This is a genomic window from Rothia sp. CCM 9419, from assembly GCF_048512815.1.
Lineage (GTDB): Bacteria > Actinomycetota > Actinomycetes > Actinomycetales > Micrococcaceae > Rothia.
The window spans coordinates 51,263-65,997 of record NZ_JBLXXY010000004.1 but is presented as its reverse complement, the minus strand read 5'-3'; the positions used below and the strand labels follow the sequence as shown (position 1 = coordinate 65,997).

Annotated in this window: 18 protein-coding genes; all 18 read right to left on the bottom strand. The window is 50.3% G+C overall.

Features of this window, described 5'->3' with window-relative positions; translation table 11 throughout:
- Positions 1-9: 9 nt before the first annotated feature.
- The 18 genes from ACN08W_RS04955 to tuf all read right to left on the bottom strand — a co-directional run bounded on the left by ACN08W_RS04955 (position 10) and on the right by tuf (position 14,639).
- Entirely contained in the window at positions 10-816 is an 807-nt protein-coding gene (locus ACN08W_RS04955; protein WP_419108940.1) for an ABC transporter ATP-binding protein, read from the bottom strand.
- A gap of 6 nt (positions 817-822) precedes the next feature.
- A complete protein-coding gene (locus ACN08W_RS04950; protein ID WP_419108939.1) occupies positions 823-1,884 on the bottom strand; it encodes a FecCD family ABC transporter permease in 1,062 nt (353 codons plus the stop codon).
- Positions 1,881-2,894 carry a FecCD family ABC transporter permease gene (locus ACN08W_RS04945; protein WP_419108938.1) on the bottom strand — a complete coding sequence of 338 codons (1,014 nt, stop codon included), beginning with the start codon at positions 2,892-2,894 and terminating at the stop codon, positions 1,881-1,883. The genes ACN08W_RS04950 and ACN08W_RS04945 overlap by 4 nt, the downstream gene beginning before the upstream one ends.
- A gap of 26 nt (positions 2,895-2,920) precedes the next feature.
- Positions 2,921-3,958 carry a plasmid partitioning protein gene (locus ACN08W_RS04940; RefSeq protein WP_419108937.1) on the bottom strand — a complete coding sequence of 346 codons (1,038 nt, stop codon included), beginning with the start codon at positions 3,956-3,958 and terminating at the stop codon, positions 2,921-2,923.
- Between the two features lie 37 nt (positions 3,959-3,995).
- Complete coding sequence (locus tag ACN08W_RS04935; protein ID WP_419108936.1) at positions 3,996-6,326, bottom strand: hypothetical protein; 2,331 nt, start codon at positions 6,324-6,326, stop codon at positions 3,996-3,998.
- A 63-nt stretch (positions 6,327-6,389) separates the two neighbouring features.
- Complete coding sequence (locus ACN08W_RS04930; protein WP_419108935.1) at positions 6,390-7,397, bottom strand: ABC transporter substrate-binding protein; 1,008 nt, start codon at positions 7,395-7,397, stop codon at positions 6,390-6,392.
- A 292-nt stretch (positions 7,398-7,689) separates the two neighbouring features.
- Positions 7,690-7,950 carry a 30S ribosomal protein S17 gene (gene rpsQ / locus ACN08W_RS04925; protein WP_419108986.1) on the bottom strand — a complete coding sequence of 87 codons (261 nt, stop codon included), beginning with the start codon at positions 7,948-7,950 and terminating at the stop codon, positions 7,690-7,692.
- An 8-nt stretch (positions 7,951-7,958) separates the two neighbouring features.
- Positions 7,959-8,201 (bottom strand): 50S ribosomal protein L29, encoded by a 243-nt coding sequence (rpmC, locus tag ACN08W_RS04920; protein WP_419100875.1) that lies wholly within the window; start codon positions 8,199-8,201, stop codon positions 7,959-7,961.
- Between the two features lie 5 nt (positions 8,202-8,206).
- The gene (gene rplP, locus ACN08W_RS04915) at positions 8,207-8,623 is read right to left on the bottom strand and encodes a 50S ribosomal protein L16 (RefSeq protein ID WP_204877182.1); all 417 of its coding nucleotides are present in this window, start codon (positions 8,621-8,623) and stop codon (positions 8,207-8,209) included.
- Complete coding sequence (gene rpsC / locus ACN08W_RS04910) at positions 8,624-9,424, bottom strand: 30S ribosomal protein S3 (RefSeq protein WP_419102936.1); 801 nt, start codon at positions 9,422-9,424, stop codon at positions 8,624-8,626.
- Entirely contained in the window at positions 9,425-9,790 is a 366-nt protein-coding gene (gene rplV / locus ACN08W_RS04905) for a 50S ribosomal protein L22 (protein ID WP_419100877.1), read from the bottom strand. It abuts the gene before it with no gap.
- A 61-nt stretch (positions 9,791-9,851) separates the two neighbouring features.
- Positions 9,852-10,133: a 30S ribosomal protein S19 gene (gene rpsS / locus ACN08W_RS04900; RefSeq protein WP_419100878.1), complete on the bottom strand. Its 282-nt coding sequence runs from the start codon at positions 10,131-10,133 to the stop codon at positions 9,852-9,854.
- A gap of 12 nt (positions 10,134-10,145) precedes the next feature.
- Complete coding sequence (rplB, locus tag ACN08W_RS04895; RefSeq protein ID WP_419100879.1) at positions 10,146-10,982, bottom strand: 50S ribosomal protein L2; 837 nt, start codon at positions 10,980-10,982, stop codon at positions 10,146-10,148.
- Between the two features lie 39 nt (positions 10,983-11,021).
- Positions 11,022-11,327, bottom strand: coding sequence for a 50S ribosomal protein L23 (gene rplW / locus ACN08W_RS04890; RefSeq protein WP_419108934.1), 306 nt, complete (start codon positions 11,325-11,327; stop codon positions 11,022-11,024).
- Positions 11,327-11,950, bottom strand: coding sequence for a 50S ribosomal protein L4 (rplD, locus tag ACN08W_RS04885; protein WP_419100881.1), 624 nt, complete (start codon positions 11,948-11,950; stop codon positions 11,327-11,329). Before rplD ends, rplW begins: the two co-directional genes overlap by 1 nt.
- Before the next feature lie 5 nt (positions 11,951-11,955).
- On the bottom strand, positions 11,956-12,612 hold the full coding sequence (rplC, locus tag ACN08W_RS04880; protein ID WP_419100882.1) for a 50S ribosomal protein L3: 657 nt from the start codon (positions 12,610-12,612) through the stop codon (positions 11,956-11,958).
- Between the two features lie 16 nt (positions 12,613-12,628).
- On the bottom strand, positions 12,629-12,937 hold the full coding sequence (gene rpsJ / locus ACN08W_RS04875; protein ID WP_068169589.1) for a 30S ribosomal protein S10: 309 nt from the start codon (positions 12,935-12,937) through the stop codon (positions 12,629-12,631).
- 511 nt (positions 12,938-13,448) lie between these two features.
- Complete coding sequence (tuf, locus tag ACN08W_RS04870; protein WP_419100883.1) at positions 13,449-14,639, bottom strand: elongation factor Tu; 1,191 nt, start codon at positions 14,637-14,639, stop codon at positions 13,449-13,451.
- Positions 14,640-14,735 lie beyond the last annotated feature (96 nt).

Here is a 14,735-nt window from a genome sequence, read left to right as displayed (position 1 = left end):
TTTTTGCTTCTATACGTGGTCTTCTTGTTCTGCGGCAGGAACAACCATGGGTGTACCGGTGTAGGGGTCTTGCATAATCATGCAATCTAGGTCAAAGACTTTGCGGATGAGCTCTGAAGTAACAATCTTTTGTGGTTGCCCTTGAGCAATAATTGCTCCGTCTTTCATGAGCACAACATGCGTTGCATAGCGGAAGGCGAGGTTCAAATCATGGAGGACAACAGCGATAGTTCGTCCGCTCCGGTGTAGGCGTTGGGTAAGGTTAAGAACCTCGATTTGATGAGTAATATCTAAGTATGTGGTTGGTTCGTCGAGTAGGATGAGCGGTGTTTGCTGAGCTAAAGTCATCGCAATCCAGACGCGTTGTCGTTGTCCTCCTGAAAGTGCTTCGATAGGGCGATCAGCAAGTTCAAGAACATTTGCAGCTTTCATCGCATCAATGACGATTTGTTCGTCTTCTTCGCTCCATGAGCTGAGCAGACTCTGGTGGGGGTATCGTCCTCGAGAAACGACGTCAAAAACATTCACCCCAGAAGGTGCTTGAGGTGTTTGAGGAAGCATGGCAAGAATCTGTGCAATGTTCTTTGATTTCAGACCCGACATCTTTTGTCCGTCAAGATATACTTCACCTTTCTGGTGAGGAATAACCCGCGCAAGAGTTTTGAGGAGCGTGGACTTTCCACAGGCGTTAGGGCCAAGAATAACGGTGAGTTCACCTTCTAAAACTTTGAAATCTACTCCCTCAATGACGCGATGTTCACCGTAACCGACGGATACATCATGGGCTTCAAGACGTGATGCTACGTGCTGTTCCATAGATTCTTATTTCTTCCGTTCCGTTGCAATGAGGTAGATAAGGTAGAGTCCGCCAAGAGCTCCTGTCACAATGCCCACTTGTAGCGTCATATTGAAGGCGTATTGTCCGATAAGGTCAGAGCCAAGAACTAGAGTAGAACCGGTCAGCCCTGCCGCGAAAAGTGTTCGCTTCTTAGCAATTTTTTGTGCAATATGCGGTGCGCTTAGAGCCACAAAAGCTAGTGGACCGGTCACAGACGTAGCTAAGGATACGAGAATCACTCCGACAAAAAGGGCAAGAACTCGAATGGTAGAAACATTCACCCCTAATCCGGATGCCACGTTATCGCCGTAGTTCAAAATGTCTAAAGGGCGAGCAAGTAGGAGCAAGAATGGTACGAGTACGGTAAAGAACACTGCAAGAAAAATGATTTTATTCCAGTTCATAGTGTTCAATGATCCGGCAAGCCATGATGCTGCAGTTTGAGCTTGAGTGAGAGAGGCTCGTACTACCAGCAAAGAATTCACCGCCGAAAGAGTTGCCCCAAGACCCAAGCCGATAAGTACAAGGCGGAACCCTCTTAAACCCGTATGGCGTGTTAAGAACCAGACAGCCAGTGATGTTCCGAAACCTCCTAAAACAGCGCCCACCGCAATTTCTAGTGGTGTGGCGTTACCTAGGATAATGGTGATAAGGGCACCCGTAGCTGCCCCGTTGGTGAAACCGATGATGTCTGGAGAGCCGAGAGAATTTCCTGATATGCCTTGAAAAATTGCTCCAGAAATTCCTAGTGCAGCGCCGACGATGAGGGCAGCGATAATACGTGGAGCACGTACTTCAGTCACAAAATATATGCCGAGTCTGTTACCTTCACCGTAAAAAGCTTGAAGAACTTGTAACGGGCTCAGATGATAATCTCCTTGAAGCATGGCCCAAAAGCTCATGGCAATGATCAGTAATGACAGTGTTAGACAGTAGACCAATACGCGACAGGTTATTTGCCAAGAAACTAAGCCAGCAGAAAGACTGAGAACTTTTTGACCAGCAAGGTTGTCGTGAATTCGCAAGGGTTTTGACACATTTTTCATAGTGCATCGACCTTCCTGCGTGACATCAACACAATAAATAGTGGTGCGCCCACAAGTGTGGCGATAATTCCTACTTGGGTTTCTTGAGGAGCAATGATAATGCGTGCAATAACATCTGCTAGTAAGATCCAGAGTGGGCCAACAAGAGCTGAACCGCTAGTCACCCATCGGACGTCATTACCTAACACATAACGAACAATAAAAGGTACTGCTAGTCCGACAAAAGAAATCGGCCCGATAGCGGCTGTTGCAGATCCAGCCAGTAAGGTTACCGCCAGAAGCGATAAAAACTGTGTTCTTCTCACATGAACGCCCAATGCTATAGCAGCTTCTTCTCCAAGTGATAGAGCATGTATGGCAGGAGTAACGACGAAGGCAAGTATGAGGCCTACCCCAATAACGGGAGCAACAGCATACACAATAGACATATCTCTAGCTTCTAAAGATCCGGCTACCCAGAAACGAAACTCGTTAAATGCGTCTTGATTGCTAAGAATAAGTGCTTGGTTTAAGGCGCTTAATGCAGCAGAGATAGCAACACCGGCTAAAGCTAAACGCACAATAGAATGGCTTGTCCCTTGGCCTAGAAAATACACTGCTACAGCTGCGATGCTAGCACCGATGAAAGAGGCGATGAGGTAGTGACCGATGCTGAGCACTCCCCAAAAAATCACCGATAATACAACGGTTACCGACGCACCAGCGTTGATTCCCAATAGGCCAGGCTCGGCAAGGGGGTTACGGGTGAGAGATTGCATGAGTGACCCAGAGACCGCTAAAGCTGCGCCACAAAGAATTGCTAGAAGAGTGCGAGGGATACGCTGTTCCCAAATAATTTTTTCTTCAATGCCAGAAGAGTGGCCGGTCAAGGCTGACCAGATATCGTGCAAGGTGAGTGAATGCGAGCCGAAGAGAATAGAGAGCACTATTCCAATACAGCTTAATACTACGAATAGTATAATCCAACGGATACGTTGCGTATACCGTACGGTCTGGGCAGGAGAACTCACCGGCCACCCTTTCAGCAAGAGATATTTTATGCTTCGTTACGACGTTTGAAGACAATAACTCCAGCAGCAATCAAAGCTGCAAGGAATGCTCCAATACCAATCCAAGGGACACTATTTCCAGATTCTTCAGTTACTTTAGAAGAGTTCTCTTGTGCTACTGCATCAGTAGTTGCAGAAGGTGTTGCCGAAGATGCTGAGGGCTTTGCTGAAGAAGAAGCAGATGAACTAGCAGAAGGACTAGATGAGGCAGGTTTTTTGTCCTTGTTTTCAGAAGCAGCCATGAGTTTGTCATATTCTTCGCGAGAAATAACGTTTCCGTCTGCATCAGTGTAGACAATTTCTTCTTCAACATTTTCGTTGCTATCAGAGGAAGCATTATTGTGCTGATGGCCAGAATGTTCTCCAGAAGAATTCTTCTCGTCAGAATGGTGCTCGGAACTTCCGTTATTGGATGAGCCAGAAGTATTGTTACCAGAGTTTTTCTGTTGAGTATTCTGGTCAGTCTGGTTCTGTGTGGAGTGATCTGCAGAGCTGTTGTTCTGGTGATCACGCTGGTTTACTTGGTCAGGAGTCAAGCTGATGACGGTGCCTCCTGCAGAGTTTTCATTCACTCCAACAACGGTGAAGATGGGAGACTGATTAGAGTATCCTTTGGTTCCTTGCTGTTCTCCTGAGGCATTACGAATTACTTCGGTTGCCAAGAAACGTAAGGTGTGTTCTCCTTCTTCGAGGTCACGAGGAAGTAAGAAGGAACCACGAACATTTCCGTTTCCGTCGCTCTTTTGCTGATGAACAACACACGCACCTTGAGCGGCGTCACGAGGGCACGCAGCACCGTCATCAACTTTTACACGTACTTGTTCATTGGCGGGGAATCCGCTCACGGTAAAAGATACGGTATCGCCGGCTCGTACCGTTGTCGGAGATACGGTGGAGCTTGTTCCCGGTGTGTTTGGTGACGCTCCCCCTGGAGGGAGCGCATAGGCGGTGCTCATCCCTGTGATGAGGGCGAGAACGCTTAGCAGTGCTAGGAAGAATGTTTTTAGTGGGGAGAAAAGTTTCATAATTAGATGCCATCTACTTTCACAGTATTATGCGGAGTTAGCGTAAGGGCTTTTTACGAGGAATAGCGACTGCGCCAAGAAGCACAATGCCAGCACCAATTAGGAGCAAGTTATTGACAGAAGCAGTGTTATCCCAGAAGGATTTTTCTACCACAGTGGCTTCAGTTGAGGCGATAGCAGGTGACGAGTGAGGAGCTGGCGAGGCCGGAGCAGATGCTTTTTTCGTGGGTGAGGGAGCTGCCACGGTCTTCTTGCGAGCATCTTCCCGCTGATTTTTTTGCGCTTGTGCAGTTTTTTCCGTTTGTGCAGCTTGTGCCAGTGAAGCGGCGCGAACAATACGCGTCACTTTCTTCGGTGGTGCCACAGCAATTGTTTCGTAGGAATTTGGTACGGGAGAATAAACAGGCGCTGATGCGTTATTGTACGTAGCTCGAGATAAAGAGGACGTTGCGGCACCAGTATGATGCTGGGTGGAAGAACCTTCGGTAGCTGGTACAGTACCGTTTTTAGTGTTCTCGCCACCAGTAGCAGAATCATGATGTTCTGGGTTCATCGGCATGTGTGGGTGTTCTGTGGCAGGTGTTTGAGCAGAATTCTTTTGCTCGTTTGTGGTGTACTCCAGTCCTGCCCAGCCAAGAAGCTGGCCGAAGGTAGCTTGTTCACCGTCTTGAACCACCATTTTGTAGTGTCCGGCAGGTAGGCCTTCTTCTAAGGTGTATTCCATGGTTCGGTTGTCGTCTAATTGAACCCATCCACTAGACCATGTTGCGCGAGAAGAACCGTCAATATAGGGAGTAACATGAACCCACTGTCGTGGTTGTGCATGAGGAACATGAACGGTCACTTTTCTTTGAGATTCTTTGACGGTAACCTCGTTCTGCGTTTGAGCGGTTAGCTCACTATCAGAGAGGACATCTGGCATGGTCGTTGGTGAATATGCACCGACAATGAAGTCAAGGACACCAGGACCACCGTAGGAAACATTGATGTCTCCTGCTTTAAGAGAACCTGACAGTAGACGCAATGAGTGTGCACCTTCAGTAAGTGCCGGTGAGCTATCTGAACCGTCTGCTTTTGGAAGTTGAATATGTGCGTCAATTTCTCCGGTTGTGGGGTTTGCGTCCACGATCGTCCAAATAGTTTTGTTGGAATGTACGGAGGTATCTAGACGTGAGATAGCGGCATCATCAATTTTGATAGCTAGTCGTGCTGCTCCTGCACCGTTTTCGTTACACCATCCTTTTCCTAGGAGGTGTAATGTTCCTCCTGGTGCGACAGTGTCCTTTTCAAAATGTGCGCTTGGTTTAGTTTCGGAAGAAACACATTTTTCGGTGGGTTCTTCTTTTTGGGGTGGTTGTGCAGCTACACCGTTGACAGGAATTGGTTGAGATTTTGCTGAACGACGAGTATCGCCAGGGGCAAAACGACCTGAGAGCGCTTGAACGGCGAGGTATTGACCGGTAGAACCATTTTTTAAGGCTTCAGGTACGTCAAAGGTAATGTCGAAAGAGCCGTCTGGTTTGACAAGAGAGATACCTTTTTCTTCGTTGACCTGTTGTGCATCTGGCATTACTAGCATCCATGCGGTGTGGTCATTACCGAGGTCAAATAGTCCTAAGGATCCTAAGTATTGTGCTTGTGCAGAGTTATCGGGGCGTTCGTAGAAGGTTCCATCGCTGCTGGACTCCAATTTTAGAACTACGACAGATCCTTCAGCTCCATTTTCTTTAAGCCAGCCTGTTCCTGTAATGCGCATTTTTTCGCCAGTTGTATAGGGACGAATATTAAGTTGAGCGTCCCCGACCTGAAGGTGTGTCCATGAGGACTGGTCTTCGGTGTCTTGAGGCGCATAAGCAACAGTGAAATCTACCATCGCGTTGCCGGGGACGTCTTGTGCTCCGAGAGAGCCTACGAGTGCGGTGAGGTTATGTGTCGTTCCTTCTGCCCAATCGGCTTCATCTACCGTGCTATTTGCCGGTGAAGGTAGGGGAACTTTTGCTTCAAAGCTGCCGTCTTCTTCAGCTACTACGACAAAGTTAACTGTTTTGTTAGGGATTTTTTGGCCGGTGAGAGGGTGTACAACAGGTTCTAAATTATTGACACCTCCAGCATCGAATTTTAGGGCAACAACAGCACCGCGGCCTTCTGCTGCTGAGATGAACCCACTACCAATAACGGTAATTTTGCCCTCAGAGTCTGCCGTAGAGCTCACAGAGAGTGTCTTTGTTGCTGGTGTTTCTTGGGCGATAGCGGTATTTCCGGAGAGGGAGTAGGTTGGGGCAATCGCCGGAGCGCCAACTAACGCAGCGGCCAAGGCGGCTACTGCTGTATAACGAGTGACCTTAGTCAATGAAGAGTTAGTTTGCATGAGGTACGTCCATCAAAGGTAGTGGGTTTGAAAATTGTTGATAGAGGATAGTGTTATGGGGTTTTATAAGAGAGATTTTTTGACGTCTTCGACGATGCCTCGCATCAGTAGCGGGCCTCCAGTAGATGTCCATTGGGAGCCGTCCACGAGGATAATGTTGTTCTCGCGGTACGCGCGAAGGTCGGTAAACCCTGAGGTCTGTTCTGCCCGTTTGAGAGCTTCCTTCGCTCCTTCAAGATCTGCGGTGGAGTCTGAGTGTGGGTTCTCTTGACTAGCCCCACCGAGAGTTCCAAGGAACATATAGTCAGCATCGATGCGTGCCATGTTCTCTAGGGAGACTGGTTCTGAGTGCCCGCGTCCTAGCATGTCTTGGTCGTGAGGGCGTTTGAGTCCTAAAGATTCTAGGGCTTGTCCTGCCGGAAGTTCTTTGAGGATGAGGGAGGGTCCACTCCCCTGCCATCGGACGATAGAGAAAGTTTTATCAGCGTAACGGTCTTTAAGTTCTGCGGCAGTCTGCGCTACGTAAGTATCGTAGTCTTCGATATATTTCTTTCCTTCGGGAACTTTGTTGACAGCGTTGCAGACATTTTCAAAGTTAGTTTTCCAGGGGCCTCCGGCATAGCCGCAGAAGACTACCGGCGCGATTTGTCGCAAAATCTCGAGAATGTCTGGCCTGTTGTTAATGCTGGTTCCGTCGGCAAGGATGAGGTCGGGTGATGCGTTGCCGATAGCCTCGTAGTTGAGCTCGGAGACTGAACCTAGTAGCTCAATGTCGGAGGCTTTTTCGTAGAGGTAATGGGGGACGGTGGATTGTCCGCGGCCTGCGACGGTTCCGATAGGTTTTAGTCCAAGCGCTAAGATGGCATCTAGTGTAGGTTCAGAGAGGGTGATAATGCCTTGTGGATTGAGAGGGACCTCAACTTCGAGCCCTTCAACGTCGGTGACAGTGCGTGTTTCTGAGGAGTTTTGGGTTGTGCTGGGGTCTTCTTTAGAAGAAGATCCACAGGCACTCAACAATAGTGCTGAGACTCCTGCTGTTCCTAAGAAAAAACGCCGGTTGATTGAAGTCATTGTTCCGCCCCATAGTTGGCCATAACCAATATATAAACAAAGCCTAACCTTATCTTTAAATAAGGCTAAGACACAAAGGTTTTTAGCCTATTTCGTAATATTTTTCTGACCTTATTGGGTAACTCTGCGGGTACGGGCTATTATTCTCAGCGTTCCTTATATATACGTTCAGATATATCTCAGCTCAACGTGGTTTAGAGCTTTTTACAGGTGGTTAAACGAAAGAGTCCTCTCTTCCAGTTTCCTGGAAGAGAGGACTCTTCGTATGTTCACAGAGAACTATCTGAAAAAACTATTTAGCCTTTTCGATAATCTCGACAACGCGCCAACGCTTGGTAGCGGAGAGCGGACGAGTCTCTGCCAAAAGAACGAGGTCACCAATACCAGCAGAGTTCTGCTCGTCGTGTGCCTTGATCTTTGAGTTACGGCTCATAACTTTGCCATATAGCGCGTGCTTTACGCGATCTTGGACCTCTACAACTACGGTCTTGTCCATTTTGTCGGACACTACGTAGCCGCGGCGGGTCTTGCGGTAGCCGCGCTCTTCGTTCATTATTTCACTCACTTGGCTTCACCTTCGGTTGCGGGACGAATACCGAGTTCACGCTCACGCAACACGGTGTAAATACGTGCAATATCGCGCTTTACGGAACGGATACGACCGGGATTTTCAAGCTGACCGGTGGCTGCCTGGAAACGGAGGTTGAACAGTTCCTCCTTCGACTTGCGCAGCTCTTCTACGAGAGCCTCATCTGAGAGCTCAACGAGCTTGTCGATGCTGAGATCTTTTGATCCAACTGCCATTTCGCTTACTCACCACCTTCACGACGCACGACACGTGCCTTCATCGGGAGCTTGTGGATTGCGAGGCGCATAGCTTCGCGAGCCACTTCTTCGGACACACCGGAGAGTTCAAACATGACTCGACCGGGTTTTACGTTTGCGACCCACCACTCGGGTGAACCTTTACCGGAACCCATACGGGTTTCAGCAGGTTTCTTGGTCAAGGGACGGTCAGGATAGATGTTAATCCATACTTTACCGCCACGCTTGATGTGACGAGTCATTGCGATACGTGCAGCTTCAATCTGACGGTTGGTTACGTATGCAGGAGTTAGTGCCTGAATACCCCACTCACCAAAAGTAACTTCGGTACCGCCTTTGGCCATACCAGTACGCTTGGGATGGTGCTGCTTACGATATTTTACTCGACGGGGAATAAGCATTTATGCCTCACCGTTTTCTGCAGTCTTGGCTTCGGTGTTCACCGAAGCGTTGTCGTTGCGACGTTCGCGACGAGGTCCGCGGTTGCCACCACGACGACGGTCGTTACCACGACGGTCGCCACGGCCACGCTGTGCGGAAGCCTGCTGAGCAGCAAGTTCCTTGTCGGTAAGATCGCCCTTGTAGATCCAAACCTTCACGCCGATACGGCCGAAAGTGGTCTTTGCTTCGAAGAAACCGTAGTCGATGTTCGCACGAAGGGTGTGCAATGGCACACGACCTTCACGGTAGAACTCGGAACGGGACATTTCAGCACCGCCAAGACGGCCGGAGCACTGGATACGGATACCCTTTGCGCCTGCACGCTGTGCGGACTGAATTGCTTTCTTCATTGCACGGCGGAATGCCACGCGAGAGGTGAGCTGTTCTGCGATGCTCTGAGAAACAAGCTGAGCAGAAAGTTCAGGCTGAGCAACCTCAAGGATGTTGAGCTGAATCTGCTTGTTCGTTAGTTTCTCAAGCTCACCGCGAATGCGATCAGCTTCTGCACCACGGCGACCAATCAAGATACCTGGACGTGCAGTGTGGATGTCCACACGAACACGATCACGGGTGCGCTCGATTTCTACCTTTGCGATACCTGCGCGCTCCAAATCTTTAGCGAGGAGCTCGCGAATTTTGACGTCTTCACGGACGAAGTCCTTGTAGCGTTCGCCTTCCTTGTTGGAGTCTGCGAACCACTTGGAGACGTGTCCGGTGGTGATGCCAAGTCGGAAACCGTTGGGGTTAATTTTCTGACCCATTTATCGGTCCTCCTCCTTCTCCGGGGTTGCTACAACCACGGTGATGTGGCTGGTGCGCTTGTTGATGCGGAATGCACGGCCCTGTGCTCGCGGCTGGAACCGCTTCATCGTAGGACCTTCGTCAACAAATGCTTCGCTGATGAAAAGCTCTTCTTCCTTGAAAGGAAGTCCCGCAGCAGTTGCTTTGGAACGAGCATTTGCCATAGCAGATGCAACAATCTTGTAAACCGGTTCTGAAGCGCCCTGAGGAGCGAACTTCAGAATTGCCAGAGCCTCTTCCGCTTGCTTACCACGGATCAGGTTGACGACTCGGCGTGCCTTCATAGGCGTGACGCGTACATAGCGCGCTGATGCCTTAGATTCCATTGCCTATCTTTCTTTCGTCTATTGCCGAAAGGAAAACGTATCTAATATCGGATATCCGATATTAGCGACGCTTACCCTTACGGTCGTCCTTCACGTGGCCACGGAAAGTGCGGGTCGGTGCAAACTCGCCGAGTTTGTGTCCGACCATTGACTCAGTGATGAACACGGGTACGTGCTTGCGTCCGTCGTGCACTGCGATGGTATGTCCGAGCATGTCGGGAATAATCATCGAGCGGCGGGACCAAGTCTTAATAATATTCTTGGTGCCCTTCTCGTTCTGAGCTGCAACCTTTACATAAAGGTGCTGATCAACGAAAGGGCCCTTCTTCAAACTACGAGGCATGTGTCAGGCTCCTTAGCGCTTCTTGCCAGTACGACGGCGACGAACAATGAGCTTGTCGCTTTCCTTGTTAGGTCGACGGGTACGACCTTCGGGTTTACCGTTCGGGTTAACCGGGTGACGACCACCTGAGGTTTTACCTTCACCACCACCATGTGGGTGATCAACAGGGTTCATAACAACACCACGAACGGTTGGGCGGATGCCCTTCCAACGGTTGCGGCCTGCTTTACCCCAGTTGATGTTGGACTGTTCAGCGTTGCCGACAGAACCAACAGTTGCACGGCAGCGAACGTCTACGTTGCGAATTTCGCCAGAAGGAAGACGCAACTGAGCGTAGCGACCTTCTTTAGCAACGAGCTGGATGGAAGCGCCAGCAGAGCGACCCATCTTTGCTCCGCCGCCGGGGCGAAGTTCAACAGCGTGAATAACGGTACCCACAGGAATGTTGCGTAGTGGCAAGTTGTTACCGGGCTTGATGTCCGCAGACGGACCGGATTCAACGATGTCGCCCTGCTGCAAACGGTTAGGAGCAACGATGTAACGCTTTGTACCATCAACATAGTGAAGCAATGCGATGCGTGCGGTACGGTTTGGATCGTACTCGATGTGTGCAACGCGTGCGTTAACACCATCTTTGTCGTGACGACGGAAGTCGATCAAACGGTACTGACGCTTGTGTCCACCGCCCTTGTGGCGAGTGGTGATACGACCGGTGTTGTTACGGCCGCCTTTTTTAGGAAGCGGACGAACCAGGGATTTTTCCGGGGTTGAGCGGGTGATTTCGGAGAAATCGGAAACGCTCGAGCCACGGCGACCAGGTGTCGTCGGCTTGTGTTTACGAATACCCATTTAGTATTTCTTTCCTTCGCTAAAGTGGTCTCCGCAGGACTATGCCTGCGGACCGCCGAAGAGGTCGATTGAGCCTTCTTTGAGGGTTACAACCGCACGCTTGGTGTTCTTACGAGTACCCCAGCCAAAGCGAGTGCGCTTGCGCTTGCCTTGACGGTTAGCGGTGTTTACGGAAGCAACCTTGACACCGAAGATTTCTTCGATAGCCTGCTTGATTTCCAGTTTGTTGGAGCTAGGAGCAACAACGAAGGTGTATTTACCTTCATCGAGCTGGCCGTAGCTTTTTTCCGACACGACGGGAGCGATAATCACGTCGCGAGGATCTTTGAAAGTAGAGACGCTCATTATTTAGCGGCCTCCTTCTTAGCCTTAGAAGCAACTGCGACGAAAATGTCGAACGCATCCTTGGTGAAAACTACGTCATCAGAGATGAGAACATCGTAGGTGTTCAGCTGGTCTGCATAGAGGACGTGAGTGTTCTGAAGGTTACGTGCTGACAGTGCTACAAGATCTTCTTTGCGGTCAATCACCAAAAGAACGTTCTTACGGCTGGTGATGCTTGCAAGAGATGCCTTGATTGCCTGAGTTGAAGGCTTGGTGCCTTCAACGAGGTTCTCTACAACGTGTACGCGGTCGTGACGAGCGCGATCGGAGAGAGCACCGCGCAAAGCAGCTGCAATCATTTTCTTGGGGGTACGCTGCGCATAGTTGCGAGGGGTTGGGCCGTGTACGACGCCACCACCGGTCATATGCGGTGCACGGATGGAGCCCTGACGTGCTCGGCCGGTACCTTTTTGTTTGAAAGGTTTACGACCTGCGCCGGAAACTTCGCCGCGGTTCTTAGTTTTGTGAGTACCTTGGCGTGCTGCAGCAAGCTGAGCTACAACGACCTGGTGAAGCAGAGGAACAGATGCCTGTGCGTCGAAGAGGTCTGCCGGTAGGTCTACCTTGACAGTTTTGACAGCCATTGTAATTAGGCTCCCTTCACAGCGGTGCGAACCAAAACAACGCCACCCTTAGGACCAGGGATTGCACCCTTAATCAAAAGTACGTTGTTTTCGACGTCTACACCCTGGATAGTCAGGTTCAAAGTGGTGTGGCGTGCTGCGCCCATACGGCCAGCCATGCGCATACCTTTGAACACGCGTGCGGGGTATGATGCACCACCGATAGAACCGGGCTTACGGTGGTTCTTGTGCTGACCGTGAGACGCGCCAACACCCTTGAAGCCGTGACGCTTCATAACACCTGCGAAGCCCTTGCCCTTGGTCTTGCCAACGACATCGACTTTCTGACCTTCTGCGAAGAGGTCCACGGTCAATTCCTGACCTAGGGAGTACTCTGCAGCATCAGAAGTGCGGATTTCAACTAGGTGGCGGCGAGGGGTTACGCCTGCTTTCTCAAAGTGACCAGCTAGAGGCTTGGTAACTTTACGAGAATCAATTGCACCGAAACCAATCTGAATAGCCTGGTAGCCATCAGTTTCTTGATTACGTAACTGGGTGACAACGTTGGAGTCAGCCTTAACTACGGTAACAGGCACAAATTTGCCGTTTTCGTCCCAGATCTGAGTCATGCCGAGTTTGGTACCCAGCAAGCCTTTCACCTGGCGCTCGAATGTGTTAGTCATGATTAGATGCGATCCTCTACAGCTTGATTTCGATGTTCACGTCTGCCGGAAGGTCAAGACGCATGAGGGCATCAACAGCCTTAGGGGTCGGATCAACAACGTCGATCAGACGCTTGTGCGTGCGCATTTCGAAATGCTCGCGGCTGTCCTTATACTTGTGAGGCGAACGAATAACGCAGTAAACGTTCTTTTCGGTCGGAAGTGGTACTGGACCTACTACCGTCGCGCCTGCACGCGTAACTGTCTCAACGATTTTCCGTGCTGAAGAATCAATGACCTCGTGGTCGTAAGACTTCAGACGGATGCGGATTTTCTGTCCCGCCATCTGTCGGACTCTCTTTCTTGAAGTACTTCCCTGTAACGGGGCGGTCGCCCCTTTTTCTGGCACTTGAGGTAAAGAAAAATATTTTTCTTTCGTGCCGCCTGAATCGAGCTGAATCCTAAAGGGTGTTAGGGTTCCTCAACTCGACCAAGCACCGACCCCCGAACTCGGGCGTGTCGCCTAAATGAGGACAGACAACGACCTAAGCCTTCGGAACCGGGTCATATTTGGTCTTATCTTCGTTTACTCCTCCGCAAAATAACCACCCTATTAAGGCATATTTTGCAAAGAAACGACAGATAAGCACTTGAACAACGTTTACTATTCTCGCAGAGAATAAAAGCATAAGCAACCCCAATGCCTAAAAGTGCCGAGTTTCACATGCAAGTTCTCTGGGTAGAATAAAGAGGCATAAAACAGGGCCCCTCAGTAAAACCACTGAGGGGCCCTGCCGAGCCATCATCGACAGCTCAAAGTTGAAGTTCTAAAACTTCTGATTGACGCTCAAAGATTATTACTTGAGAATCTTGGTAACACGACCGGAACCAACGGTACGTCCACCTTCACGGATAGCGAAGCCGAGGCCTTCTTCCATCGCGATTTCCTGGATGAGCTCAACGGTCATCTCGGTGTTGTCGCCAGGCATAACCATTTCGGTGCCCTCAGGAAGAGTGATAACGCCGGTTACGTCAGTGGTACGGAAGTAGAACTGAGGACGGTAGTTGGAGTAGAACGGGTTGTGACGTCCACCCTCATCCTTGGAAAGGATGTAGACGTTTGCCTCGAACTGAGTGTGAGGGGTGATGGAGCCGGGAGCTACAACAACCTGACCACGCTCTACGTCGTCGCGCTTGAGACCGCGAAGAAGTAGACCACAGTTCTCGCCTGCCCATGCTTCGTCGAGCTGCTTGTGGAACATCTCGATACCGGTAACGGTGGTCTTCTGGATGGGGCGGATACCAACGATCTCAACCTCAGAGTTGATGTTGAGGGTACCACGCTCTGCACGACCGGTTACAACGGTACCGCGACCGGTAATGGTGAAGACGTCCTCAATAGGCATGAGGAAGGGCTTGTCGGTTTCACGAACGGGGTCCGGAATGTAGTTGTCAACTGCATCCATGAGTTCTTCGATCTTCGCAACCCATTCAGCGTCGCCTTCAAGAGCCTTGAGAGCAGAAACGCGGATAACAGGAGCGTCGTCGCCGTCGAATTCCTGGGAAGAAAGCAAATCGCGAACTTCCATTTCGACGAGGTCAAGAAGCTCTTCGTCTTCAACCATGTCGGACTTGTTCAAAGCAACAAGAAGGGTAGGTACGCCAACCTGGCGAGCAAGAAGAACGTGCTCGCGGGTCTGAGCCATAGGACCATCGGTAGCAGCAACCACGAGGATTGCGCCGTCCATCTGAGCAGCACCGGTGATCATGTTCTTGACATAGTCAGCGTGGCCGGGAGCGTCAACGTGTGCGTAGTGACGCTTCTCGGTCTGGTACTCGATGTGAGCAATGTTAATGGTAATACCGCGCTGACGCTCTTCAGGAGCGGAGTCGATCATACCGAAGTCGCGCTGCTCGTTAATGTCCGGGTACTTGTCTGCAAGAACCTTGGAGATAGCAGCGGTAAGAGTGGTCTTACCGTGGTCAACGTGACCAATGGTACCAACGTTTACGTGAGGCTTGGAGCGCTCGAACTTAGCCTTAGCCAAGGGTGTTCCTCCTAGAACGATTTTGAAAACATGCACTCGGATATCTCACCGGCGCAATCCGTTAAGAAACGGTCTAGCGTCTACATTAGCGGATTA

Coding starts and splice junctions, on each gene's coding strand:
- ACN08W_RS04950 (WP_419108939.1), bottom strand. CDS start 1,884: ATGAAAAATGTGTCAAAACCCTTGCGAATTCACGACAACCTTGCTGGT.
- ACN08W_RS04930 (WP_419108935.1), bottom strand. CDS start 7,397: ATGACTTCAATCAACCGGCGTTTTTTCTTAGGAACAGCAGGAGTCTCA.
- rpsC (WP_419102936.1), bottom strand. CDS start 9,424: ATGGGTCAGAAAATTAACCCCAACGGTTTCCGACTTGGCATCACCACC.
- rplC (WP_419100882.1), bottom strand. CDS start 12,612: ATGACTAACACATTCGAGCGCCAGGTGAAAGGCTTGCTGGGTACCAAA.
- rplP (WP_204877182.1), bottom strand. CDS start 8,623: ATGCTTATTCCCCGTCGAGTAAAATATCGTAAGCAGCACCATCCCAAG.
- rplB (WP_419100879.1), bottom strand. CDS start 10,982: ATGGGTATTCGTAAACACAAGCCGACGACACCTGGTCGCCGTGGCTCG.
- rplD (WP_419100881.1), bottom strand. CDS start 11,950: ATGGCTGTCAAAACTGTCAAGGTAGACCTACCGGCAGACCTCTTCGAC.
- ACN08W_RS04935 (WP_419108936.1), bottom strand. CDS start 6,326: ATGCAAACTAACTCTTCATTGACTAAGGTCACTCGTTATACAGCAGTA.
- ACN08W_RS04955 (WP_419108940.1), bottom strand. CDS start 816: ATGGAACAGCACGTAGCATCACGTCTTGAAGCCCATGATGTATCCGTC.
- rpmC (WP_419100875.1), bottom strand. CDS start 8,201: ATGGCAGTTGGATCAAAAGATCTCAGCATCGACAAGCTCGTTGAGCTC.
- rplV (WP_419100877.1), bottom strand. CDS start 9,790: ATGGAATCTAAGGCATCAGCGCGCTATGTACGCGTCACGCCTATGAAG.
- rpsQ (WP_419108986.1), bottom strand. CDS start 7,950: ATGAACGAAGAGCGCGGCTACCGCAAGACCCGCCGCGGCTACGTAGTG.
- ACN08W_RS04940 (WP_419108937.1), bottom strand. CDS start 3,958: ATGAAACTTTTCTCCCCACTAAAAACATTCTTCCTAGCACTGCTAAGC.
- rpsS (WP_419100878.1), bottom strand. CDS start 10,133: ATGCCTCGTAGTTTGAAGAAGGGCCCTTTCGTTGATCAGCACCTTTAT.
- rplW (WP_419108934.1), bottom strand. CDS start 11,327: ATGAGCGTCTCTACTTTCAAAGATCCTCGCGACGTGATTATCGCTCCC.
- rpsJ (WP_068169589.1), bottom strand. CDS start 12,937: ATGGCGGGACAGAAAATCCGCATCCGTCTGAAGTCTTACGACCACGAG.